The 26,054-nt window shown below is 57.8% G+C and carries 15 protein-coding genes; 3 read left to right on the top strand and 12 right to left on the bottom strand.

Features of this window, described 5'->3' with window-relative positions; all coding sequences use genetic code 11:
- Positions 1-147: 147 nt before the first annotated feature.
- Genes Q9R35_RS14535 through Q9R35_RS14485 form a run of 11 tightly spaced genes read right to left on the bottom strand, consistent with a single transcriptional unit; the run spans position 148 to position 16,826 of the window.
- Complete coding sequence (locus Q9R35_RS14535) at positions 148-1,740, bottom strand: VWA domain-containing protein (RefSeq protein ID WP_252606217.1); 1,593 nt, start codon at positions 1,738-1,740, stop codon at positions 148-150.
- Positions 1,741-1,746: 6 nt separating this feature from the next.
- Positions 1,747-2,253, bottom strand: a complete 507-nt coding sequence (locus Q9R35_RS14530; protein ID WP_042487427.1) for a hypothetical protein — start codon at positions 2,251-2,253, stop codon at positions 1,747-1,749.
- A 10-nt stretch (positions 2,254-2,263) separates the two neighbouring features.
- Entirely contained in the window at positions 2,264-2,995 is a 732-nt protein-coding gene (locus tag Q9R35_RS14525) for a hypothetical protein (RefSeq protein ID WP_042487429.1), read from the bottom strand.
- Positions 2,996-3,042: 47 nt separating this feature from the next.
- Complete coding sequence (locus tag Q9R35_RS14520; RefSeq protein WP_311220028.1) at positions 3,043-4,599, bottom strand: SUMF1/EgtB/PvdO family nonheme iron enzyme; 1,557 nt, start codon at positions 4,597-4,599, stop codon at positions 3,043-3,045.
- Positions 4,589-5,797, bottom strand: coding sequence for an ABC transporter permease (locus Q9R35_RS14515; protein ID WP_060186872.1), 1,209 nt, complete (start codon positions 5,795-5,797; stop codon positions 4,589-4,591). Before Q9R35_RS14515 ends, Q9R35_RS14520 begins: the two co-directional genes overlap by 11 nt.
- A complete protein-coding gene (locus tag Q9R35_RS14510) occupies positions 5,788-6,501 on the bottom strand; it encodes an ABC transporter ATP-binding protein (protein ID WP_283737397.1) in 714 nt (237 codons plus the stop codon). Before Q9R35_RS14510 ends, Q9R35_RS14515 begins: the two co-directional genes overlap by 10 nt.
- Position 6,502: 1 nt before the next feature.
- Positions 6,503-8,497 (bottom strand): vWA domain-containing protein, encoded by a 1,995-nt coding sequence (locus Q9R35_RS14505; protein ID WP_311220027.1) that lies wholly within the window; start codon positions 8,495-8,497, stop codon positions 6,503-6,505.
- Complete coding sequence (locus tag Q9R35_RS14500; RefSeq protein WP_197314103.1) at positions 8,494-9,537, bottom strand: hypothetical protein; 1,044 nt, start codon at positions 9,535-9,537, stop codon at positions 8,494-8,496. Before Q9R35_RS14500 ends, Q9R35_RS14505 begins: the two co-directional genes overlap by 4 nt.
- A complete protein-coding gene (locus Q9R35_RS14495) occupies positions 9,534-12,104 on the bottom strand; it encodes a virulence factor SrfC family protein (protein WP_311220026.1) in 2,571 nt (856 codons plus the stop codon). Before Q9R35_RS14495 ends, Q9R35_RS14500 begins: the two co-directional genes overlap by 4 nt.
- 5 nt (positions 12,105-12,109) lie before the next feature.
- Positions 12,110-15,328, bottom strand: coding sequence for a virulence factor SrfB (locus Q9R35_RS14490; RefSeq protein WP_311220025.1), 3,219 nt, complete (start codon positions 15,326-15,328; stop codon positions 12,110-12,112).
- 16 nt (positions 15,329-15,344) lie between these two features.
- On the bottom strand, positions 15,345-16,826 hold the full coding sequence (locus Q9R35_RS14485) for an SrfA family protein (protein ID WP_311220024.1): 1,482 nt from the start codon (positions 16,824-16,826) through the stop codon (positions 15,345-15,347).
- A 503-nt stretch (positions 16,827-17,329) separates the two neighbouring features.
- On the opposite strand from Q9R35_RS14485, the gene Q9R35_RS14480 reads away from it, so the two are divergent.
- From Q9R35_RS14480 to Q9R35_RS14470, 3 genes are all read left to right on the top strand, one after another.
- Complete coding sequence (locus Q9R35_RS14480; RefSeq protein WP_222652898.1) at positions 17,330-19,426, top strand: PhoX family phosphatase; 2,097 nt, start codon at positions 17,330-17,332, stop codon at positions 19,424-19,426.
- A gap of 460 nt (positions 19,427-19,886) precedes the next feature.
- Positions 19,887-20,990, top strand: a complete 1,104-nt coding sequence (locus tag Q9R35_RS14475; protein ID WP_063692879.1) for a FliC/FljB family flagellin — start codon at positions 19,887-19,889, stop codon at positions 20,988-20,990.
- A 127-nt stretch (positions 20,991-21,117) separates the two neighbouring features.
- The gene (locus Q9R35_RS14470) at positions 21,118-24,903 is read left to right on the top strand and encodes a sulfotransferase (RefSeq protein WP_311220023.1); all 3,786 of its coding nucleotides are present in this window, start codon (positions 21,118-21,120) and stop codon (positions 24,901-24,903) included.
- Between the two features lie 271 nt (positions 24,904-25,174).
- Here Q9R35_RS14470 and Q9R35_RS14465 read toward each other — a convergent pair whose 3' ends face one another.
- Positions 25,175-25,936 carry an RNA polymerase sigma factor FliA gene (locus Q9R35_RS14465; protein WP_045931725.1) on the bottom strand — a complete coding sequence of 254 codons (762 nt, stop codon included), beginning with the start codon at positions 25,934-25,936 and terminating at the stop codon, positions 25,175-25,177.
- Positions 25,937-26,054 lie beyond the last annotated feature (118 nt).

The raw sequence follows: 26,054 nt of genomic DNA, 5'->3' as shown, positions 1-26,054 counted from the left end.
TGCGGACAGAACCAGACCTCAGCCCTCTTGGCAAGTTCACACATAGTCATCAGGCCCTTATTGTGACCCTGTCTTTTTCTGCCTGTCCAGAAACGAATCAGCCTGGGCGAACCCAGGCTGATCACGGCACATCAACAAGCTATGTGTTTATTTGCAGGCTTGCTCGGCGCGCTTTACAAAGTCCGTTGTGGCATCGCGCAGGGCTTTGGCAATCTGACCAGACTGCTTGGGAGCCAATGTGACCCCGCCGGTTGCCGTTGCCGCGCAAGCCGACAAACCTTGCCCGGTAATATCCACCACGTTAATGCGCAAACGTGGCTTGGCACGGGCAATGCTGCGCGACACGGCGCAAATATCCTGATCGCAACCGTCATTGCCATCCACGAACAAGACGATCAAGGCATCCCGATTCACCCCATCCACCCGGCTGGCAGCCAGATTCAGGGACTGCACCAGGTTGGTACTGTCCTTGGCCTCGATATTCTGGATCAGGTTCTTCAAGCGTCCACGCTGTGCAGTCGTAAAGCGGCCCTGGTAATTGGGCGCGGCACACTGCTGCGCAAAGGTCACCAAGTGCAGATCCTGTCCGGCCGGCAAACTGTCCACCATGCTGGAGAACGCACTGCGCGCCGCATCAATACGCGACGTACCCCGGAACAGGGCTTGAGCACGCTGGGTTGCGTAATCACTCCAGGAGCCCATATCGTCCAGATCCTGACTGAAGAACCACTCCTCGTCCTGGATCTTGGCATCGACGCTCAGCAACATGGACATGGAGGAATCAAAAATGATGTAGACCTCGGGCTTGAGCACTTCACCCTTTTCGTCCTGAGCACACACAAAGTTAGGATCAGACGACACCTTGGGACCCGGCTTGGGTTTGGGTTCAGGCTTGGGTTTCGGTGGTGGCTCGGGCTTGGGCGGCGGCTCCGGTGCAGGAGGAGGCGCAGGCGGCTCTTCCACCACGGGCTCGGGCACGGGCTCTACTTTAATTGGCTCGGGTTCCGGTTCAGGAACAGGCACCACCGGCTCTTCAGGTGGTGGCGCTGGAGGGACAACAGGCTCTTCCACCACAGGATCAGGCGTGATCACGGCGGGCGGCTCTACTGGCACCACCTCCTTGTCCCACCAGCCCGGAGGCCACTTGAACCACCACGACAAGAACAGCGCCAGCAATAAAGCCAGCAAAGCGGCCAACAAGAACCACAGCCACGGACGAGCTTTGGAGGTGGCCGCCGTCGTCGCAGCAGCCCCTGCCCCTACGGCTGCTGCCGCAGGCACCACAGGTGGCACAGGCGGTGGCGGTGCCACCCGCTTCTGATAGGACTCGAACAAGGGCTCGGGCGACAGCGCCGGGTTCTCGCTCATGACCAGCAAAGGCTTGCCGCCTACGCTGTAAACCGCCCCTTTGGCCGACACATCTTTCAGCAAGGCTTGCAGCGCTTGCGCGTCCTGCGTCGCCCCCTGCTCTTGCAGTTGGCGGCTCAGAACCTCGATCCGGTCCAGCGATTGCTGGTAACGCGCATCCAGAGCCTGTTGCTGTGCCGCAGACAAGCTGTTTTTGGGCACGGCCTGCCCCTGCATGCCCGTCCACCAGGCCGTGGTGTCGGAACCATCAGCCTGATAGGTGGAAAACAGATGCGTTAAGGGTTCATCCTGGCGTTTCAGCACATTGAGCGCATGCTGATGCTGCTGATACGCCGAGGATGGTCCAACCGAATCAAGAATGACGCGCTGCATAGGCTTTTACTCGTCGTAACCCAAACTGGACTGCAGGCGACTGACGTCTTTTTGCAGCTTCTGCAATTGCTGCTGCTTCTGGGCGATCGCGGCCGGGCTATTGTCTTCGGTAGAGCGGTTCACATCTTTCAGGCCCTTATCCAGGTCCTTGAGCTGGTTCTGCAAACCGGCTTCCTTGCCTTTGCTGGCCTGCAAGCTGCGCACCAACTGCCCCATGGAACGGTTCAGGGCCGTCTGGGCCTGACGCTGCTGGGCCAGACTGGCTTTGCTCAGACTTTGCTGGGTCTGAATATCCTTGTAGACCTGATGAAACAGCGCATTGGCTTCCTGTGCGCTCAACAAGCCCTGTTCGCGCGCATCAATATGCTGGCGATACGCGCCCGAAGTGTCGCAACTGATTTTGGTGAAAAAGCCGGCGTCCTGATCAGAGGGGTCGCATTCGCTCATGGTGGTGGCACAACCGGCCAGCAAGAGGCTGGCAGCCAAGGGGGTCCAACGCAGAAATACTCGCATAAGAAACTCTTTAACCCAAAGTAACGGCGGAACGCATGGAATACAGGTCGTCTACTTCTTTTTGCAGCACGGCCACTTTTACATTCATCTGGTCAATCTGACGGTCCAGGCGCTGGACTTCGGACTTCTTGCCACCGTCCTTGCGCTCAGCCTCGGCTACATCGCGGTACAGGCTGACCTTTTCATTCATGTTTTTCAGATCACGATTGAGCACTTCGATATTTTTATCGATACGGGCCAATTGCTTCTCGGCCTGTTTTTTCTCCATCGTTTTTTCTTTCATGTGCTTTTCGATTTCAGCAATCTGCCGCTTGTCGTCAGCAATCACTTGTTGAGCCGTATTGGTGCGCTCAATGATATTGGCCGTATCGGCTTCTACGTCGCGCTGCATGGCGGCCAGACGATCCGAGGTATTGGCGTATTCCGTGCGACGCTGGTCCAGATAGTAGTTGGTTCCCATGGCGACCCCGCAAGCGGCCACACCCGCAATAATCGCGCAAGCCGCTTTATTGCTGGAATTGGACAGCATGCAAGCCAGCACGCCCACCGCTGCGGCACCGGCACACGCCTGAAAGCCCGAGCGGCTAAAGAATTTCGCATCCTGACCACTGGTCAGACGGTCATCGGCCTGGGTACCGCCCAGCAAACTACTGCCAGTACTGGCACAACCCGAGAGCAAAGCCACGCCCAGCATCAGGCTGCCCAGCAAAGTTCTAGGGGTAAAACGGCGCACGTGTTGCATAACTTCCTCTTCCAATTGAAGTACGTCTGTTTTTATTGACTCGTGATTTACGAGTTGGGCACGGATTTACAACTGTTTTTCCAGGCATTGATATCAATGGCATCTGTTTTCAGATAATCCTTCTGATTTTTCCAATGCACTTCCAGGTAGGGTTTCAAGGCACTGAGGCTCTTGTTCTGTTCCATCATCTGGCGCTCTACCGGCACCTGTTTTTCCAGCAAGTTCAGCCCGTACAAGGACGAGGCATCAATCAAATTGCTCGCATAATAACGGGCCAGCTTGGCGACACGGTCTTCCTGCTCATCCAACTTCAATTTGCGGCTGGCGCATTGTTTGTCATCCGTATCGGCTTCGCACAAGGCATCGTAATTTCGGTGCAGCAATTCTACGAAGAGCACATCGTCTTTCAGCTTGGTGCACAGGAACGAGCCCAGCTCCAGATTGGCGCGAATGGCCTGATCACGCATCTCTTCCTGACGCAGATTGGCCGCTCGCAAATCCCCTTCCAATTGCTTTAACTGGGCTTTGAGCTTGTCGTCTTCCAGCGTACTGGCCAAGGAGCCCAGGCGCTGCACCGCGGACTCCTCGGCTGGCTCATTCGGGTTCACCGTGCCTTGCTCGGTGCCCAGAGCTTGCCAACTCTTTTCAATAGCCTGCACACGCTCGCGCGAAGTCAGGGCAATCGACACCAAGGCCAGCCGCATCCCGGTTGTTTTCGCTTGTGTGGGCCCTTTGGGGCCGTAGTAAGCCAGCTCTTTACGAGCCGAAGAACGCAGTGCTTCAGGCTTGGACAGGAAATTGCCGCCACGCACCACAAAGCCGCCGGCTTGCCCGTGCTGACGATCCAGCTTGTTCAGGCGGAAGGACTCCAGAATGATCTCGTCCACATTGCCCAGCATGTCATGCAGGCCCAGCGGATTGGGCTTGAGCCGCCCCATCAATTGCACAGCTCCGTTGGAGGACTGCGCACCGGCATACCACTCGTACTCATTCATGCCTTCGGGCATGGGGTAACGCACGTCACGGAACTCGGCCGAGGACAAGGCCGAACCACCGCGCGCCGCATATTCCCACTCAATTTCCGTAGGCAGACGTACAAAACCAGCCAAACCATCTTCCTTGGGCAGCTTGTCGGCCGCGTTCTCGCGCAGCCACTGGTTGTACAGGTCGGAGAAATGCACTGCGTCCATCCAGCTGATGTCGGTCTGCGGCACCACCAGGGTGTTCTTGGGTGTCGGGCAAATGGCTTCCGTCATGGCCTGATACTGCAATTTGTTCAGCTCGTACTTGGCCATCAGGTAATAGCGCGAGGAACCAGCCTTGCTATCGGTAAAGCTGCCTGCAATGAACTCGGGGCGCTTGTGTTCGATATAGCCCCACTCCTCGGCTTCCTGCCCCACCACCACACGCATATCGTCCAAAGGACCGGCCACGGGCACGGCCACACGGCGAAACACCATGGCACCTTCGCAAGGCATGGGCAGAACCACATCGCCTTCGGCTGGCTTGGGGTTGTAGTACTTCTCGTCCCAGGGCGCTGCCTGCGCCACAGCGCTAAAACCCAGCAGCAAGCTGGCCGCACTGAACAAAGGATTAAATTTCACGCAAACTCTCCGCAGGTTGAACACGAACGGCCCGCCAGGCTCCGATTGCAGCCACCACACACGCCAGACCTGCCACCATCAATAAGGCGTACAGGGCATGGGCCATGGTGATGCGACACACGAAGTCCGTCTGGAGGCCATCTCCCACCAGTAGTTGATTGAATAAGGTACTGCCCAGGCCATACAGGCCCAGTCCCAAGGCATAGGCGATCAGGCTTAACAAAATGGCCTGAATCAGCACATAGCGGATGACTCCACAGCTATCAATACCCAGCAAACGCAGGACCGCCAGATCTTTGCGCTTGCGGTCCACGTTCGCCAAAAATGCCCCGCCCAAAGAGGCCGCGCAGCCCACGATAGCGGTCAGGGCAATCACACCGAAGATCAGGCTCAGCACCCGGTTGATGGCGCGCACATTCTCAATATCGGCATAGCGACTGGCGACCGGAATGCCTTGCTGCTCCAGTCCTTTTGCCACCTCGCCAACCTGATCAATCGTGCTGGCATAGACACGGGCGCGGGCGTAGAGCACGGGCATATCGGCGGCCAAAGGCTTGCCGGTCAGCAGGGAAAAATCGGGGATTTGAAAACCATCGCGGGCGTATTCCAGAGCCAGCAAGGTTTCAGGGGCCACGAACACGGCGGGACGCGAATAGCGGTGTTCCGCCAGCACATCCACCACGGTCATGGCTTTATTGCCCTGCTCCAGCTGTCCGTCCAGACGGCGGCTCAGGCGCAAATACACGGACTCGCCCGCTGTCCAGTTCAAGCGACGGGCGGCTTCCTGAGTGAGGATGATTTCATTGGGAGATAAGTCACGGGCCTGATTTTGCAACAAGGGATCGCCCTGTGCGCTGGCCAGTACTTCGACGTTTTCGAGAAAACGGCGTCGGTCTAGACGCAAATCTGCCTGAGTATTCAAGGAGCGTGTCATGCCAATGGCATAGCCCACGCCGGGCATTTGACGCAGCTTGTTCAGCCAGGCCTGGTCAAAGCTGCCGCTGCTCAACATCTTCACTTCCAGGTTGCGTGGATCTTGCAGCAACTCCTGCTGCAACTGGGTGACCACACCGTGCTTCAAACCAAAGAGCAGCAGCAAGGGAGCCACCACGGCTACCATGGCCGCCACCATGCAAAAAGAAATGCGCCAGTCAAAACGCAAGTCGGCCCAGGCCAGACGAAAGACGTTCACAAACATGGGGCGGCAACCTCGGGAACAAAAATACTCAAACCCGGTTCCAGCTTGGCTTGCAAACGCGGAATGGCGAACTGGCTCAAGCTGTCCCAATCGTGCGAGACCAGCAAGACCGCCAGATCCAGCTCCTTGGCCAGACTGAAAAACAGCTGGAACACATTATGAGCCGTTTCGGGGTCCAGAGCAGCGGTAGGTTCATCTGCCAGCACCAGACCAGGGGCGTGAGCAATGGCGCGAGAAAAGGCCACGCGCTGTCGTTCCCCAATGGACAAGGCCGAGGGGTACAGATTCAGTAGTCGTTCCAGCTTCAGGGTAGCAATGGCTGCGTCCAGATGGTCTGCCTTGACGGGCAAACCCAACAAGCGGCGCGGCAAAACCATGTTTTCCCAGACGGACAGATACGGCAGCAGGCCACCGTTTTGCAGCACAAAGCCCAGGTTTCTGGCCCGCCATTGAGCCAGTTCAGACTCGCGCCCGCTGGCATACAAGGCATTGATGTCCTTGGCCTCTTTACCCAAAGTAAAGACCTGAGCCTGAGTGGGTCGCAAAAGCAGCCCCAAGGTTTCCAGCAAGGTGCTTTTACCGCAACCGCTCACGCCGGTCACGGCCACAATCTGCCCCGCGTCCAGAGCAAGCTCGGGCAGTTGCACACGAAAAGCGTGGGGGCCTTGCCCCCGGGAGACCTCTAGCTGCTGAATGCGGAGCATGTCAGGGCATCATCTCCAAAGGCACGGGATAAACGTCATCACGTGCATCGGCGCCTTCAGCCAGCGACACCCAGCGATCCGCATCGGCGTTGTAGCGCTCGTAGTAGCGCAGCTTGGTGCTCAGGTCACGAATGAATTTTTCCTGGCTCAAGGCATCCCAGCTGGTCCAGGTATCTTCATCCAAGGTCAGTACCGCGCTCTGGTAAGGCAGGTCTTCCAGGTATTCGCTCATCAAGCCCAGTTCTGCCAGCTTGGTGCCCTTCTCCTGTTTCAGGGTGCTGGGGTCCGCCCCCATGGCCGCTGCCACGGAACGCAAGCGGTTGAACATATCGGTAGGCGAGATCATGCCTTCGTTGGCCGCGTCCAGAATCTGTTTGACCACATCGCTCAAGTCACTCAACTGAGCTTTGGTCAGCAGGACACGCACATCGGTTGTCGGGATGTTCTGGCGCACCAGATCACGGTCGCTGATCCAGGCATGGAACACTTCAGGCGCGGTGGTGCCCGTGGTTTTGCCCAAATAAGCCAGGCGCATGGCATGGCCGATCAGCTCGGCGTCGGTCAGCATCTGGTCGGTGGTGGTGTCGCCGGTCTCCTGGGCACGGGCTGCACTGCCAATCGCATCCCCACCCTGGTAGGCCACTTTGACCTGCTCGGTCAGTGCGGTCGCCAGGTTATCGACCATCTTGCCAAACTGGTTCACGTCACCGGCATTAACCGGGTAGTACAGCGAAGTTTGTGTGCCACCGTAAGTGGATAGCTCGCGGTATTGGTCTTCGGCCTTGGCGTGGTTGTTCTTGCCCGATGGTGTCTTCAAATGCAGGGTGTAGATCGCCACACCGGGCTTGGCCGCTTCGATACGAAGTTGCGGTGCATCCAGTCCGGTCGAGGAGTACTTGTTATTGCCTTCCAGCGCCCCGGCATCGGTAATCAACACGACATAACGCGCGCCAAAATTGTTCCAGTTCACCTTGTCCAGGGCTTCCAGCACGCCCGCGTAAGCATCTTCGTCGTAAGCAACGGTAGACACCTTGGCTTGCTTCAAGCCCGACACTTTGGACAGGAAGTCTTCGCTGCTGGTCACGGTATTGGGGTCCGCATACATATGCGTCAAATACTCGATGCCCGGCGCGGCTTCCATATTGGAGCGAAACGCGATCAGGCCAAACTTGACCTGTTCGGACAAGCCCTGCTCTTCCACCTTGGCATAGACCTTGCGCACGGCCTCGCGGGTGCGGTCGATATACGGGTCCATGGAGATGGTGGAGTCAATCACAAAGACCACGGCCGCACTAAAGCCCTTGATCTGGGACGTGCGCTGGGCGGCATCCTGATCCTGAGCCTGTTCGGGCTCTTGCTTGGCGGCTTCCGACTCTTTCTGGTCTGCGGTGTGCTTGGTGACGGACGCCACATTCAGCAAACGGGTACGAAAGCCGTTTTCAGTCATGACCTCTTCGCCGCTCAAGACGGGCAACAAGTAGAACTGTTCCTGCACATCCACAAAGTACTCAGGCTCTTGCGCCAATACGCCCTCTGTTTGCGAGTCTTTACGCAAAGCCTGACGCATAGGGGCCACCAAGGTGGCCGGGTCTGGCGTGTCCAGTACTTTTTCCAGCAAGGCGCGATCCTTGAAAAACAGCATGCGATCGCGGTTGGCCGGGTTGGTGAAGGCCAGGGTCAACTGCATTTTCCAGTCCACCGTGCAGGCCTTGTCCAGCCAACCTACAGTCTTGCCCTGGCTATCCGGGCCAACTTGCACGCGCTCTGCCCCGCCCTGCTCTTTGCGCTGGTAAATATAAAAGCGGCTGAACGCAGGCACCGGCTTGCCCTGCTGATCCGTTTCCGAAGAAAACAGACGGCAGGACGGCGTGGTCAGAACACGTTGATACAGCGTCTTCTTGCCCTCTTGCAGCAAGGGAGCCGCGGCCTGTGCCTGGCTTGCGCCCAACAGGAGAGCACCAAGCAAACTGAATCGAACAAGGGGACGCATCATCATTGACTCAACTCCTGGAAGCGGGCCTTGGCTTGCGCGTTATCAGGCTCGGACAGCAAGACGGTTTCGTACCAGTACGCAGCCGTAGCGGGATTGGGCTTGCTAAAGCAGGCATTGGCCTGGTGATCTTTGGGGTCGTATTCGCGGGCGTAAGCCATGGCGATTTTCACATCACCGGACTGTGCCTTGTTCACGTACAAGCGCTGGGCCACGTCACACTGTTCCGCCTTTTTGGCTTCCTCAATCACGGCCAGCCATTGTTCGGAGGTTTTGCTTTCCTTGACGCACTCTTGCACAAATTGCAGGCCAGGACGGTCTGCCAGCTTGTCCATGGTGCAGTTGTCTGTTTCCACGACCGCAGGCCTGGACTCTGGCGCATCGGGGGCGGCCGGGCTGTCGTCCTTGGCAGATTGGCTGTAGAACCAGTAACCTGCTGCCCCTGCCACAATCAACAACAGAATAAGCAAGACAATCCATTTGCCCATACCGCCTTTCTTGGCAGGAGGCACAACATGAGCAGCCGTCTCTATCTTGGGAGCAGGTGTTTCTTCCTTGACGGGTTCTGGCGGTGGAGGAGCCACCGTTTCCACCACCGGAGGCGTTTCAACAACCGGCTCCGGAGCGGGTGTTTCGGGTACGGCAGCCACGGGCATGGTTAGCTCCATGGCCTGGGCATTACCACCGGCTGTAGAGGGCAAGATGCCCTTGTCCAGCTTCAGCGGGCTGCGGCCCAGCTCTTCGCCGCTGGCCTCCGCCAAAGTGATTTGATACGCATCGCTGGCATTGGCCAGCAGCGAATCCACAATGTCAGCGTTCAGCAGAACGGCAATACCCTCTTCATGCTCGGTCCAGCCTTGTTGCGGCAACCAACGCAAGGACGCATCCCAGCTTTGTGCCGAGTGCAGGTAATAGCTGTTCTGGCTGCGCTGAATGGCGATCGCGTATTCGCCCAGGTCCAGCTCTTCATCCAGATCACGCACATACAGACGAGCACGGCCAGGGACCGCGGGCTCCAAAGCCTGCAAACTAAATCTTAATTTCATGCCACGCTCTTATCGGTAAATCGTTCCAGAATGCGGCCCAGGGCCTGGTTCTGCTCCAGGCTCAGTTCACGGCCACCTTCATAACCGGCGTTATGCAAAGTGGTGTGTGCCAAAGCGGCCAGCCATTGTTCAAAGAAAATCGCGCCGTGGTCCTGGGGCTCTGCCGGCAAAGCCGGCATGCCATCCTGGCCAAAGGCTTTGGGGCTCTTGAAGAAGTCGTCGCTGCCGCCTTTCAGGTAGAACCAGGTCACAAACTCGCTGATCGTCATGGCCACATTGCAGACCTGGCGATCGGCCAGACGCTCGCGACGCACGCCGCTTTGACGGCGCTTGGTCAGCACAGCCAGCAACTTGTCGCGCAAGGCCCAACGGTCCGAGGCCACAATCAGCTCTTCAACCAGACTGGAGAGCAAATCCACCGGCATGCGCAGCACGTTCTGATTGGTACGGCCGGCGGGCAGCTCGCGCAACTGACTGACCCAACTGCGGTACACCAGATCGGCGTACTGCTGCTCGAAGGGCTGCTCTTGCGTCAGAACGCCCGGCTCGTCCGGTTCGGATTTGCTGGAGCCCAGGCTCAGGAACAGATCACGCAAGGTATCTTGTGGCAGGTGCAGCGCAGCCAGCAGCTCGCCCACAATGGCGCGGTAAGCAGGCAGTTCCTGCCGGAACTGTTTGGCCAAGGCTTCCTTGACCACCGATTGCTGGTCGCCGTCCTGGCTGTACCAGGAATGCAGGGACTTCTTGACCAGGCTGTCATGCAAGCTACGGAACTGTTCCTGCAAGCGCATCAGCTTGAAATCCAGACCACCAATCTGGGCCACATACGCACGCAAACGCTGCATGCCGCCATCATTCAAAGCCAGCATGGCGTCCCAGGCTTCGGCCGGATCACTTAATTGCTGTGCCAGTAGCGGGTTTTCGATAAAGCTACCACGCATGCGCCCCATTTTCTCGGCCACGGATGCCGTAATGGATAGCTCCCGGCTTTCGGTGTCCAGATCAATAAAGGGGGTGGGCATGCCGGGCTTGCGCACCAGGAAGGTGTTGGAGAACGGCTGGTCCGGACGCCATTGCTGCAACCATTCGCAGTGGCCGAAACGCTCTTTGAAACTCATCTTCATCAAGCCGTCCCAGCTATCGCGCACCTGGGCGTCGTCCTGAATCAGAGAGGCGCCGATACGCTTGTCGAACATGGTGATGGCCCACATCAGGCCCACTTTACGGTTCTGACGTTCCTGAGGCGTGGCACCTTGAGTGCGATGGACCCAGCGTGTCAGCACGGGCTCTACGTCTTTCACATCGCTTTGCTTGTCCGAAGCGGTACACATGACCAGGCCATTCATTTCCTGCTGGTCGGTATAGCGTTCAAACAGATAAGCCACCTTGCCGCGCAGAATCAGTTGCGAAGCGGGGTTGCCACCGCTGCTTTCCGAAGCGGCACCGGCATCCTGCACGGAGCGAATATTCAAGCGACCGCGGTAACCGGGGAAGTCCAGCAGATCCACCTTGTCCACGCCGCCGCCCTGGGTTTCACCAATCAGGGGGAAGGTCAGTTCCACCGTCAGCGCCGCCAGGTGGGCCAAAGGCACTTCCACCGCCTGGGCGGCCACAACGGGCTGGCCGTCCTGCTCGCGCACGGGCAAGACGCTCAGGCTTTTCTCGGTGGCACTGCCCAGGGATTCGAGCACGTCCACGTTCATGATGCTATCTTGCTGCACAAAGCCATCGCCTTCGCGACGGATCAGCGCCGTCAGCGGTGCGTAGACCTTGCTGGGATGCCCCAGAGCCTGCAGCACTTTGGCCAGGCCGATATAAAGCTCGCTCAGCTCAGCCTGCTCGCCCCACAAGATGGAGAACAGCTGTGCCCGGTCTTCCAGACGCAAGGCGGGGGCCAGATTGATGACCTCCGGCCAGTAAGTGCTGTCCAGCAAACGAGTGGTATTGCCAAAGCTGCTGCGCACGTAGTCCCACAGGGACACGGCATCATCAGCGCTCAAGCCTGCATCGTTCGCACCGGCACGGCTCTTGAGCGATTCGATCAAGGCCTTGATGCGGTCTGCGGCAAAGGTGTAGCCGATCTGTTCCTTGTCAAAGTCATTGAAGTAACTATTGACCAGGATTTTCACCATATCGACTTCAGAGAAAATCTGCAGTTCGACGGGATAGGCATCCGGGCCTGCGGTGGCATTGCGGCTAAAGCGCGTCACCAGACCCGTGGCTTCCTTGCCGCCCCCTGGCGGGTTCACATGGCGCAGGAAGTCGATGGTTTCCCCGCCGTAATTGGTTTCCAGACGGCCATTGCCACCGGCGGCAAGACTGGAAATCAGGTAAGACTTGCCCGCCTGCGACAGGCCAAAAAAACCAATCGTCATGGGGCGGCCCGAGACCACGCCCAGACTGCGGGCGGTATTGCGGGCACGGCGCAGTTCCAGCACCAGACTATCGGCCTGCGCGTTCAGGCGCTGCGATGAACCGCGAGCCTGCATCACCCAGTCAATGGCCTGTCCGGCACCTTGGTATACGTTCTGCCAGTCCTGGCACAAATCCTGCTGTAAGGTCGTCATGTCCATCATTTGAGCACTACGCTCCCGCTATCGAGCCAATATGGAGAATCACCCAGGCCTGCTTCCAGCATGGTGTTGAGCTGGATACGGACGGCCCCTTTGGACACGCCACTCAGTTTGAAGTCTCGGGGTGCCGAGTTCTTGATCTTCAGACGATCGCTGATCAAACGGCGTCCTTGCCCACCTTGGGACGCCTTGTCCACCATCAAGGTCACTTCCATGGATGGCAGCTGGCCATCATCGTCGGGCGCATCGGCCATCTGGCGACGCACCTTCTCGTTCAGGTGCAGGTAATACAAGGGCGAGGCGGGCCAGCGCTCTACATCCAGTTGTCGATAACCCAGGCGCAGATAGCTGCCCTGCATGAGCAGATGGTAGCCATCGGAGTCTTCACTGCTGACGCTTTCCAGCGTCACCATTTCCTCGCGGGTATCGGGGTCCATCTGGAGCACGTCCTTGTAGACAATGTCCTGATCCTTGATCTGATTATTGGAGTCAATAATCCCGATGTGACGCAGGGTGGAACGCGGGCGCAGATTCGATACTTTGAAATTGAACTGGTCAATATTCATGTTGTAGCAAAGCAGGCACAACATGGCGCCCACCGAGGCCGTGCTCTTGGGATCGTCGATCCGACCATTGGTATGGAAGGGATACCAACTGCCCGTACGGTAATTGTGCAAAGGCAGCAAGCGCGCAGGCGATACCGGCATTTGCGAGCGCACATAGGCTTGTACACCCGGCAGACGCGAAGGACGTCCGGCCATCAGCACAATGTCGCAATCGTAGTAATTCAGCACTTCGCAGAAGGCGCGCAAGGGATCGTTGATGTTCAGAGAACCGCTGACCAGACCCTGGTGCAAATGGGCCAGATCAAAAGGCTGTTCAACCTTGGCCAATTCCAGATCGACGCGCTGACCGGCATGCTTGTGCAACTCGTCCAGCACGTACTGAACCACCTTGCTGGAGACCCGTGGCAAGGCATCGGCCGAACCTGCCGACGCGTGTGACAACGGTGCATTGGCCTGATCGCCCTGCAAGTGCTCGAACTCCAGCAACTCGCCCCACGGCAAGGACTGGACGGCACGCGGGTCTTCATGCGGGTCGTAGGCTTCGTAGCGTTTCAGGAACTCCAGGCCCAGCGGTACAAAGACCTGCAAGGCCAGTTGCTGACGCAAGACGGCTTTATCGGCATCGGCTTTTTCATTGCCGCACAGGCGCGACAGGAACACATCCGTGTCTTCCACACCGGCATGACTCAAGGCATCTTCAAAGGCGGGCAGCACATAGCGCTGGATGACGTCCAGCAAGATGTCATCACCGGCCACGCGGAAGCTGTCGCGGAAACGCTGTTTGGGCGAGATGGTCAGGTTGCTACCACCGCCCGCCCCTGCCGGGCGACGCAAGGTGTAGTCACTGATCACGATATCGGTGGTACCGCCGCCAATATCAATAATGCCCAGCGTCAGTGTTTCCCGATCTTCCTTGTAGGGGGCGGCAACTGCATCAAAGAACTCGTCAGCATGGCCAGCGAAGTTCTGGGTAATTTCAGTAAACAGGTAGACCAACTGAGAGCTGGTGGCCTCGTCCCATTCCACCCGGAACTCGGGCAGAGGTACGCGCAGATTCTCCGGCATGCGGCCCGACTCGGAAGGCTCCAGACTATAAGGGTCTTCTTCGCCTTGATACCAGTCCATACTGGTCCACAACAGACCAATGGCCTGACGCAGACGTTCAGCCAGCAAGCTGCGTTCTACCAAAGGCATGCCGGGCGGCACGGTCAGGACAATATTGCTCAAGCGGCGAGGCTTGTTGGAGTGACCTTGGCGTACCCGCTGGGCCGGGCTGTTGATTTGCAGCAGCGCCTGGGCCAGCACCTCAGTCAGCATGAAAGTCATGACCGAGCTGCGCGAATAGAAAGGCTCGAACACCGGCAGGCGGTCGTCTTCGTCCAGAGTGTACAGGGCTTCGCCACGCTCATCGATATGCAGGGAGAACGGTGCCGCCAGGGCACGCGGCTCTGCATCGGAGCGGTCGTACTGCTGGCTGAAACGCCAGCCGTGCTTGTACTCGTTTTCGTCCCACAAGTAGCGCTTGGGGCTGGACAGCCCGGTCGTGCCCTCGGTGCCGCGACGGCGAGCAGCTAGGCGCGCGGCCTCATCCCCGACACGCACTAAAGTGGGCCAGGAAAAGGCGGTGGGGCGTCCGCTTTTCAGGGACAAGTGGTTCTTGCCGAAGTCCGTCTGCGCAAACTCCACGCGACTTTCAAAGGGCTTGCTGTACACCTGATGCGGATGCGACAAGTCCCGCAGTTGCAGCACATAGTTCTGCCGCAAGCCGGAGTCGTCCTGACCGTGGTTTTCAATCAGAATCCCGCAAGTGCGCGAGTTCCCAACGTCCAGCACCAAGTCCACAGGAATGACCTGTTCACTTTGCCAGTTGGCGGCCAGCACCTTGATGTCCGGCAGGCGTACCCAGGCTTCAGAGCGACCATCCACACACTCATGCGGTGGTGCGAACAGGCTGAGCAAATTCAGGAAATGCAGCTGGGCCGAACGCAAGGCGTTCACGTCTTCGCCAAAGTCGATATTGCGCGTTTTGTTGACGTTGTCTTTATAGACTTCCAGCAACCATTCCTGCACCCAGTCGCGGTTCAGGAACCAGTCCATATGGGCGCTGTCGCAGGCAATGCGGAACAAGGCCCCGGCATTGATGTCTTCACGCAAGGGGGCCAGGTAGGCCGCACCCTCGGTCAGGTCCACCACGCTGGTATCGCAGGCAACCGTAATACGGTGTGTATTGCCGTCGCGATCGGGCGTTTCCAGACGCACGACGCGCAGACGGCTCCAGCTGGCCGGGCCATGGTCAAAGCGATGCGGTGCCACAAAGCGCACATAGGGCACGGGCAGCCACAGGCCATCGAACAGATCCAGGGTGCGGCTCAGAGAGACATCGCATTCCTGATCATTGCGACCGCCACCCTGGTACACCCCAACCTCGCCTTCAGGCTGATGGAACAGGGTTTGTTCCTGGCCAAACTGCAAGCCTTCAAACAGGAAACGCCAGTTCTGGCCGTTCGTGCTGAAGAAAGAATGGTTCAAGGTGCCCAGCTTCTTGCTGCCCAAAGTGGGAGCGTTGATGTCAAAACCGAAGTCCATGAACTGGACTCCGGTGTTTTCAATCAAAGTAACCAAGCCATCGTGTTTGAGTAATTCAGGCAACATAAGATTCAAGCACTCATCATTCGGATTGCTGCAAGATCAAAGGAAAGGCATTGGAGCCGTACATGCCCGCACATTGGGCAGCTGCGCCCGCTGCGCCGGGGTCGCACACAATCTTGGGCATATCGTAAGCGGCATTGTCCGTGCACTTTGCGGCGGAATTGGCATTCAAAATCAAGCGACCCTGCTCAGACGACGCAGACACGGGAGCTTCACACTGAACGCCGTCGCCACGCTTGATCTGCACATTGCCTGCACCGTCTTTCAACTGATATTGCAGTTGCACGGGTTTGCCGGTCTGGCTGTCTTGCACACCCATGCGGGCAGCCCACTGGCCATTCAGGAAATCCATCTTGCCGGACTGCAAAGCATCAGGCGGCACCACCAAGGAACCGGCAGGGGCAGCAGGCGTGGCCGGAGCAGCCGGGTTGGCATCCGGTGTTGGGGGCGCGGCAGGATCAGCAGGCGGGCTTGCCGGGTCTTGCGGCAATTCAGGCGGTTGAGGATTGGCGTCTGCGCCGGGTTCGGCTGGCGGTGTAGGCGGCGTGGTATCAGGAGCCTGCCCCGCATCCGGAGCACCCGCTGCGGCAGGAGCATCCGCCCCCGGAGCGGCAGCCCCTGGTGCTTCAACACCGGGAGCGGTACCACCACCCGTGGCGCCTGGAACCAATGGAACGGTGCCCGTGGGGACAAGGCCTGTCGCATCCACACGACCATTCGGTAGCAAGGCGCCAGCATCCAGTTTGGGCAAGGACCAGCCCAGCCAATTACGGACTTTCTCGGGCAAGTAGCTGCCTACGCTGGAAGTGAAGGAACCCAAAGGGGTATCGGGCACAACCGGCGTGGTGCACCAGCGCAAACCGAACAAGAGCAAGGCCAGCAGCAAGAGCAAAGCCAGCAAACGCCACCACCAGCGGGACCACCAACTGGCGGCCACCGGGGCCACGACAGGGGCCACCACGGGCTCGACGGGCGGCACCACAGGTGGAGCCACCACAGGCGCGACTTTAGGCGCAGGCATCAAAGGCAGCAAGGGGTCCTGATTCTGATCTGCACCGTGATGCAGAAAACCCCAGAAGGTCAACACGGGCTTGCCGTTGACCAGATACACAAAGTTGTCGTCCGGGAAATAAAGCACGCGGCGCAGCAAGCTGGAGAACAAGGCCTTGTCGCCCAAAGCCTCTTGCTCTTCGGCATCCATGCTTGGGGTCATCTCGTTCAACCGGGCCTGAAAAGCACTTAATTGCTTCAGGCCCTCTTCGCGTTCTTGCTCGGTAGCGGCGGTCCAGGGTACGACCTGGCCAGAGACCGGGCTGTACCAATCCAGCGTGGAACCCGTTTCATTGCTTTGCGGAATCGCCAGATGGTCGGCAAAGTTGCCAGCCCGACGGCGCAAGGCTTCTCGCAACTGTAAAGCGGAGCGAAATACCGGTCGGCCGCCCTCACCTAAAGCCATGAAAGCATCGGCACGGCCACTGCGCAGTAAAACCCCTTGCTTCATTGAGTTCCCGAAGAAAAAAAAGAAACATAGTACAACAAATAGGAAGTATCAAAGCCTCTGGAAAAGGCCCATTCATAGGGCGTACACCATGAAAAAAAACGGGCTTTGAACCTTAAAGATTCCTGAACAGCAAAAAGAACTCAAGGTCGCTTTAGCCCTTGCGTTCTAAATAGATAGAGAAATCCTCAAACAGAGTTACGGCAAAAAACATAAAAAATGTACAACTCTGTACATGAAACAAAAACAATATTCATCCAATAGCCAAGGCACTGATTTTTTTAATTAAAACAAAAGTCCAATTCCAGCCTGATCCGGCGAACAAACCAGCATCGCCAAAAACCAGCGCCAGACCCTGCCCGCTTGCCCCTTCGTTTCCCCTCCACCCGGGCAAGCCAACAAAAAGCCACCATCCCGAACATTCAGCTCCTTGTCATAGACCTTTCACGTTGAGCCACTAGCATGAGCGCTACCCCCACAACTCAGCCTTGGCGCTATTGATCACTATGAGCAAACATATCTCCGACAAGACTGTACGTAACGTCAGTCAGAACACCCCTTTTAGTGAAATTCTGGAAAAAAGCATGTCACGCCGTGCCGTGATGCGCGGTGGCCTGGCGGCCGCACTGGCCACCATGACCAGCTTTGGTCTGGCAGGCTGTGATAGCGGCAGCACGGGTGGCAATTCCACTGGTAACGGTGGCGGCGAGAACCCGAACCCCGGCCCCGGCCCTGATCCAGAACCACCAGCAAGCGTCAAACTGGGTTTTGAATCCCTGCCCACTTCCATGACCGACGGCTGTGTCGTGCCTCCCGGCTACATTGCCCATGTGCTGGCCCCTTGGGGTACGCCGATCAATGACAATGCCCTGCCCTGGGACAAGAACGGCAACAACAGCTCCAACGACCTGCTCAATTCCATGGGCATGCACCATGACGGCATGCACTTCTTCCCCCTGGAAGGCAGCTCTACCGAGGGCCTGCTGGCCGTCAACCACGAATACATTGATGAAAAAGCCCTGCACCCCAATGGCCCGACCCTGGTCAATGGCAAGCGCCCGGCTGAAGAAGTACGCAAGGAAATCAACGCCCACGGTGTCGCCATCATCCATATTCGCCGTAGCAATGGCCGTTGGGACATCGTTCAGAACTCGCGCTACAACCGTCGCTTTACCTCTGCCACTGCCATGAAACTGGCTGGCCCTGTTGGCGGCACGGACTGGGTCAAGACCCCCTTCTCGCCCAACGGCACGCAAGTGCGCGGTACCAACAATAACTGCGGTAACGGCACCACCCCCTGGGGCACCTACATCACCGCTGAAGAGAACTGGGCGGCCTGCTTTGTCAACACCGGCAATCGCCCGCCTCACCAGCAGCGTGTGGGCGTATCGGCTGGCCCCGTTGGCCGCTACCAGTGGGAAACGGCTGCCAAGGATCCTTCGGAAGTCCTGGGCGAATTCGCCCGCTTTAACGTGACCGAAACCGGCGCCAGCGCAACCGAGGACTGGCGCAACGAAGTCAACGGCTTTGGCTACCTGGTCGAGATCGACCCTTACGACCCCAACAGCATTGCCACCAAGCGCACCTCCATGGGTCGCTTCGCTCACGAAGGCTGTGCCTACAGCAAGCCTGAAGCCGGCAAACCCCTGGCTTTCTACAGTGGCGACGATTCGCGCTTTGAATACGTTTACCGCTTCGTGTCCGAAGCCAACTGGGACCCGAAAGATGCCCAGCGCACCGACCGCTTGGCCGTGGGCGCCAAATATCTGGACAAGGGAACCTTGTATGTTGCCCGCTTCAATGAAGACGGCTCGGGCGAATGGCTGGCACTGACGGGCACAAGCAAAGGCAAGGATGGCGGCACCTTGTCCGACAAGTTCAAAACCCTGGAAGAAATCCTGATCAACACCCGTGGCGCAGCGGACTTTGTGGGTGCCACCCCGATGGATCGCCCCGAGTGGACGGCCACCCACCCCAGCAACGGAGACATCTACCTGACGCTGACCAACAACACCAGCCGCAACGCATCGTCCGGCACCAACGCCGCGAACCCGCGACTGAACAACGTCAACGGTCACGTTATTCGCTGGCATGACGAACCCGGTTCGAACAAGTTCAAGTGGGATATCTTCGTATTCGGCTCGGATTCGGGTGCGGACGCAGATACCAACCGCTCGGGCCTGACCGATCTGAACCAGTTGGCCAGCCCTGACGGTCTGGGCTTCGACAGCCGAGGCATTCTGTGGATTCAGACCGACAACGGCATCGACGGCGGACGCAAAAACAATGTTGCCCGCGCCACCAACGACCAGATGCTGGCCGTTATCCCCGGCGCCCTGGCAGACAGCTCGGGCACCGGCCCGGCCATCAACGCCAGCAACCAGTCCGATCTGCGTCGCTTCTTTGTAGGCCCGAACGAAGCCGAAATTACGGGCTTTGCCATGACGCCGGACCACACCAGCCTGTTCCTGAACATTCAGCACCCGGTGAACTGGCCGGCCTACGATACGCATGACGCCACCGTGGTCAGCATGAATACGGTACGCCCGCGTTCTTCGACCGTAGTGATACAGCGTGCGGATGGCAAGCCTATTGCTGTGTAAACGCAAGGGCGGCTTCGCGGTTTGAATCCGCCCGAGTCTGTTTTAGCTAAGTTTTTTCAATGCGGGGCCGTCAATAGATGGCCCCGCTGCTTTTTTAGACCATGCAATTCAAACAAGGCCTCTGGATTGTTTGCTGCGGCACAAAGCCCTCTGTTCCATTTCCGATCACCGGACAGGGAAAAATCTGGACTCAGAGCCAGAAAACGAAAGCAAACAGCTTGCTTGGCACACCGGGCCACCATGCTTGAAGCCGCGGAAATCAAGGCTTCAAGACAAGGTTGAGAAAATTTTCTCAACAGGCCCCTAAAGAGTTTTTTGCCCCATCCGTTAATGGTGCTGTACAGGAAGAACGCAGTGTGTCGAATGCGCGATCAGCCCCCTGGGGCCTAGCAGAACGCCAACGCTTTCCTGGGCAAAGGGCGAAACCGTTTCGCCGCTCTACTCAACATTGGGAGTTACCATGTCTGTTATCAATACGAACTCGCTTTCCCTCGTTGCCCAAGGCAATCTGAGCAAATCGCAAGGCGCACTGGGTCAAGCCATTGAGCGTCTGTCCTCCGGTCTGCGCATCAACAGCGCTAAAGACGACGCCGCCGGTCAGGCTATTGCCAACCGCTTCACCTCCAACGTGAACGGTCTGACACAAGCTTCCCGCAACGCCAACGACGGTATCTCTATCGCTCAGACAACCGAAGGTTCGCTGAACGAAATCAACAACAACTTGCAGCGCATCCGTACTCTGAGCGTGCAAGCGACCACCGGCACCAACTCCGACACCGACTTGGCTTCGATCCAGGCTGAAATCAACCAGCGTCTGGCCGAAATCAACCGCGTTTCCGAGCAAACTCAGTTCAACGGCGTGAAAGTTCTGGCCAAAGACCAGTCCCTGGCCATTCAAGTTGGCGCTAACGACGGTGAAACCATCTCGGTTAACCTGAAGCAGATCGACTCCGGCACCCTGGACCTGGAAGGTCTGGACGTGTCCAGCCTGGCCAAGAAATTCGACGCTACTTCGTTCGAACTGGCTGCTGCTACTGGTACTGGCACCGCTGCCGTTCCAGCTCAAATGGGCGACTCCAAAACTGCCGTAACCGTTACTGGCGGCGGCTCCTTGATGACCATCAAGGGCACGGCTGGCACCGCTGGTGGTACCGGCGCTGTTGCTGACGCTCACTACATCGTGAAAGACGGCAAAGCCTACGCTGCCACCGTTACCGGTGATGCAACGGCCAACACCGTGACTGCCACTGTTAACGGCGACGCCATCACCGACGAAGCTGTTCTGGCCAAAGTCACCCCACTGGCAGCCATCGACAAGGCTATCCAGGACGTGGACAACCTGCGCTCCGACCTGGGTGCGGTGCAAAACCGTTTCGAGTCCACCATCGCCAACCTGAACAACACGGTTACCAACCTGTCCGCTTCGCGTTCGCGTATTGAAGACGCCGACTACGCAGTCGAAGTCTCGAACATGACTCGTGCTCAGATCCTGCAACAGGCTGGTACTTCGGTTCTGGCTCAAGCCAACCAGGTTCCACAAACTGTTCTGTCGCTGCTGCGCTAAGCCGCTCGATAGTCTAGCCCTGGCTAGTCCTGCTTGATCAAGCAGGTATTACGCTCCTTTATCCACGGATAAGGGAGCGTTTTTTTTTGATGTAATGAGCCTTTTTATCCTGCAGGAAGCCAGCCCCATGACGCGCCCCAAGCAGCCCCGCTCCACAAGCGGTATCCCGCCCCAGACGGCACAAACCATCCTGAATCTGCTGGACCGCAATCAATGGGACCAGGTCGAGCCCCTGCTGATCAAGCTGCGCCAAAAGCATGGTGACGATTTTCGCTTGCTGGTGTGGCACGGCGATACGCTGCGGGGTCTGGAACGCTTTCCGGAGGCCATCACGCTTTATCGCCAGGCACTGGAACTGGAACCACAGGACAATGAAAGCCTGACCTTAAGCCTGGCCATGTGTTTGCGCAAAGAGGGCCAGCTGGATGAGGCCCTGCGCTTGTCCGGCCAGGTTATTCAGCTTCGCCCTGACTACGCTGGCGCCTGGGCCTTGCAAGGGGATATCTACAAGGATCAGGAGCTACTGACCCAAGCCCGCGATGCCTATCTGGAAGCGCTCAAACATGCAGCCGCCCCCTTGAATGCGCTGCTCTATGTGAAGCTGGCCCCGTTCACCCCGCTCCCCCCCGAACCCGCCATCCTGCAAGCCCTGGAGGCGTTTACTAACGAGGCAGAGCAACCCATCAATGACCGCGCCAATGTACTCGCCACCTTGGGCAAGATCTGGCTGGATGCGCAAGAACCCGACAAGGCATTTGAGTACTACCGAAAAGCGAATAACCTCATCAAAGGCGCGTTCACAACCCCTCCCAAAAGCTTGATTCCCCAAGTCAATGGACTGCGTGTGAACTTTACGGCGGAGCTGTTCAAAGCCCTGTCCCCGTTTGGCGTGCAATCCGCCCCACAGATTTTCATCACGGGCTTTTCCCGCTCAGGAAAAAGCCTGGTCGAATCCCTGTTTCGCAGCGCCGCCAATGTCCGTCTGACCGGCGAGAGCCTGCAACTGGACCTATATAGACAAAACGTCCTGACGCGCTTTCAAAACAATCTCGAAAACTATCTGACCGCCCAGACCCCCAGCTCTATTCAACAAGACGCTCACACCTATCTGAGCACCTTGAAAAATGACGGCAAGGTCAACATCTCCACCTTGCCTTCCGACCTATGGAACCTGGGCTTTATCGGCTTGTGGCTGCCCAAAGCCCCTATTATTTTTTGTGTACGTGGTCTGCTGGACCTGGGGGCCACGGTGTACTGCCAGCAATACAAATCTTTTGAAGGCAATCACTACAGCTACGACTTGCCGACCTTGGGCGAACATATCGCACTTTACGAACACATGATGGCGCATTGGGCCCAGGTCCTGCCCAACCCCGTTTTCCTGGTTGACTACGAAGCCCTGGTTCGTGATCCTCAGACTGTCATGGACAATCTGTTTGAACAGCTGGGTCTGGAGCGCCAGCAGTCTTATACGGATACCGTTGCAGCCAACGCCAGCATGGCCAGCGAGATTGGCCCGATCAACTCTTTTGATGCTGCCATGCCCATGACTGACCGTTTTATCGGTTTTGGAGAGCGTTTTCGCGAACAGCTGACGCCTATGGTTCAGCGTTATCAGTCAACCTGCCAAGAGCTGGCCCAGGAACAGCCGGCCAACATGGTCGACTTGCCTGCACAACTGAAGGTCCGCAACACCGAGCCTGACAGTGCTCCGGCAGAAGCCGACTTCAGCTGGCTGCTGTCACAAGTGATCACCATCGCGGACAACAGCTCGCATCTGCTACGACAACAAAAAGCGCAGGACCTGGTCGAGTCTGGCGCCTGCACCTTGCTCAGCTTCGATCCGTCCGGCGAACTTGCCCCGCTCGCGCAAGCGCTGGACAAGCCATCCCTGCACTACCTCCCCCAAGCGCTGCTGGGAGATGGTCAGCCCAGCACCTTGTATCTGGCGTTGGACGCGGCCTATAACAGCACCCTGCCTCCTGCAGCCAATCAGCCAGGCCCCGCCTATCTGGCACAAAAAAACATGACACTGGCTCAGCTGCCCGTCACCACCTATGCGCTGGACGCCATTGAAGGACTGGACTGGCTGGATTATCTGATTCTGGACGGCGTGTACGACCACGCCACGATTCTGGAGCATGGGAGCCAGCGTCTGAGCAATGCCTTGCTGATTCAGGTCAGTGTCGCCCTGGTCGCAACACAGCAGGGGCAAACGGATCTGGCAACCGTGCTGCAATGGGCCGATCAACATGGTTTCCGTCTTCTGCGTCTGATCGATGAACAGCTCGAACAACACATGCCTGCCCGCCCGGATCTGGCCTTGCAACCGGCCGGCAGTCAGTTGCGCCGAGCCTCTGTCTTGCTGGTTCCCAGCTACCAGCGTCAGGCCCAACTAAGCCCCACACAAATCCTGAAGCAGGCTTTCTTGCTGGATACGGTGCACGACATTCATGATTTCAGCTACGAACTGCTGCTGCAAATTGACCCGACACTGGCGGAACGCTACCTGAAAGCCCGCGGCTACTTGGAGCCCAAACGCCATGGGCCCGATCTGCGCGAAATTCAGCATATTCGTCAAATGCTGCACACCAGCGACTTGCCCGTGCCCCGCCATCAGACACGCAAGTGGGTCGAGCAATATCCTGCTGACCCGCTGGTCCAAAGCTTGTACGCTGAATGCCTGTCCTGGTCAGGACACCATCGCTCCGCTATTTTGACAATTCAGGAAGCCATCTCCAAAGCTCCAGACGAATTGGTACTTCGTCAAACCTATATAGACATCATGAATCGAGCCGGTATGTGGTGGGAGGCCATCGACCTTGCCCGTGCGCTGCATGTTCGGTACCCGGAACGACAAGACGTTCAGGCACAGTGGTGGAGCACGCTGACCGAACAGGCCAGGCCCGATGCTCAAGAAGTGAACGAAGCCCTGTCACGTAGCCAAATCGCCGCACAAGACATGACGACAGCAAAACAAATAGAGCACCATGCCACCCGTGGTCGTCTATTGGCGCACAGCCAACAATGGGAGCAGGCCTGGCAAGAGCACGAGCAAGCCTTGCTTCTGGCGCAAAACAGCCAGGGCCCCGAACTGGCTCGCCCCTTGATTGCCAAGGCCGACAGCCTGTATGAGGCTGGTCTGATCAATGAAAGCTGCGAGCATCTTTGGCAAGCCTGCGCTACCTACCGTTATTCGCCATACACCGTCCACGCCTACCGCAAGCTCAATGCACGCTTACCGGAGAGCACGCAAGCAGACCTGCAAAGCATTGCCGCCCTGCACCAGAAAATCGAGCAAATCTGGGCGGGATACAAGCAAGACAATCTGCAGTACGCCTTTGGGGACTTCGGTCTGCCCTACCAGGGCTTTGAGCCGCTGAAGCTGGCGGGCTCACGACCTGCCATGCAGCGACTGGAGACCTACGGCCTGCAAGAGCTGCTGCCCGCCCATGCCAGCGCCCTGGATATTGGCTGCAATCATGGCTTCTTGCTGATGGGTCTGGCGCCGCGCCTGTCCTATGGTCTGGGTTTTGACATCAGCCAAAGCTGCATTGACGTTGGCAAGGCGGTGGCAGAGCACCTGGGGCACAAGCACATCGAACTGAGCAGCCAGCCCTTTGATGACTTCAAATCCAAACAACGCTTTGACCTGGTCATTGCCTGCGCGGTGCATCACTGGATTGGCGTGCCTTTGTCCGAATTTGGCACCAAGCTGTTCAACTTCTGCAAACCGGGTGGGCTGGTCCTGCTGGAAAGCCAGGGAACACGAGAAACCACACGTACGGAAGTGGATTTCGAGGCCAAAGCCACAACCATGGCCAGCGCCGGATTCACCGTCATTCGCAAAGGCAGCCTGTGCGATGACGGCATCAACTACCGGGAGTTCTGGATTTTGCAGCGCAAGAAGTAAGCGGCAAACTCTGCAACAAAGAAAAAGCCAGCCTGAGGGCCGGCTTTTTTCTACCCACCCCACTCCCGCAAGGCTTCGGGCAATAACGTCAATCTGTATTTTGTGGGCTGCCGCTCAGAGCTGCTCAAGATCAACCGCCGTATCCTTGACGGCCAGCCGTCGACGCAGCAGCTCATCCAGATCCTGCTTGGCCATGTCCTCCTCGACCAAAACCTCAAACAAACGAGGTGTCACCCTACAAAAGGCAGGCCGGTTATGGTTCAACACGAACTTACAACAACACCTGAAATTCCGCGCTATCGGAAATGGCATCCCACTGGTCTTTCGCCAGACTGGCGCGGATACGGGCCACGGCCTGGCTGCGCAGTTGGGATACACGCCCTTCTGTCACGCCCAACACCAGAGCAATTTCCTTCTGGTTCAGGTCCTGCTCGAATTGCAGCGCGAACAGCAATTTTTCACGTTCGGGCAGTTGGTCGATGGCGGTAATCAGGGCTTGTCGCAAACCCTGGGAGGTCAGCAGGTTCAGGGGATTGTCGAAGTACGCCTGCTCACGCGTGCTGTCTTCCAGAAACTCCAGCGCATCGGCGGAGGGATCCGCGTGGCGTTTCAGGTCTTCGTAGTGAATCACCTGCACGCCGACCGCTTCATCCAGCAATTCGTAGTAATCGTCCATGCTCATGGACAGCGCTTCGGCAATTTCAGGCTCGGTAGGCTCGCGCAGCAGTTCCTGACGCAAGCTGCTGACGGCCACTTCGATCTGGCGCGCTTTGGAGCGCACGCTACGCGGCAGCCAGTCCTGGCTGCGCAATTCGTCCAGCATGGCTCCGCGGATTCGGGTGACGGCATAGGTCTCAAACTGGGCCTCGGCCACCACCTGATACCGGCGCACCGCGTCCAGCAGACCCATCATGCCCGCCTGCATCAAATCATCCAGCTCGACACTGGGAGGCAGGCGCGACACGAGCTGGAGCGCTTGGCGGCGCACCAATGGGGCGTACTGCTCAACCAGGACGTCTTCTGAACGAGGCATGGACAGGCACGAATCCGGACAATAAAGATTGAGCTATTTTGCCTGCCAGCCCTGCCACACAGTCCCCAAATCAAACAGTCTTTCGCCATCTTGTTCAGGCTTTAAACGGGCCTGACCG

Origin of the sequence: Alcaligenes sp. AB3 (assembly GCF_031844565.1) — a bacterium.
GTDB lineage: Bacteria > Pseudomonadota > Gammaproteobacteria > Burkholderiales > Burkholderiaceae_B > Alcaligenes > Alcaligenes faecalis.
The sequence above is the reverse complement of the archived record's forward strand: the minus strand, read 5'-3'. Positions and strand labels throughout refer to the sequence as shown.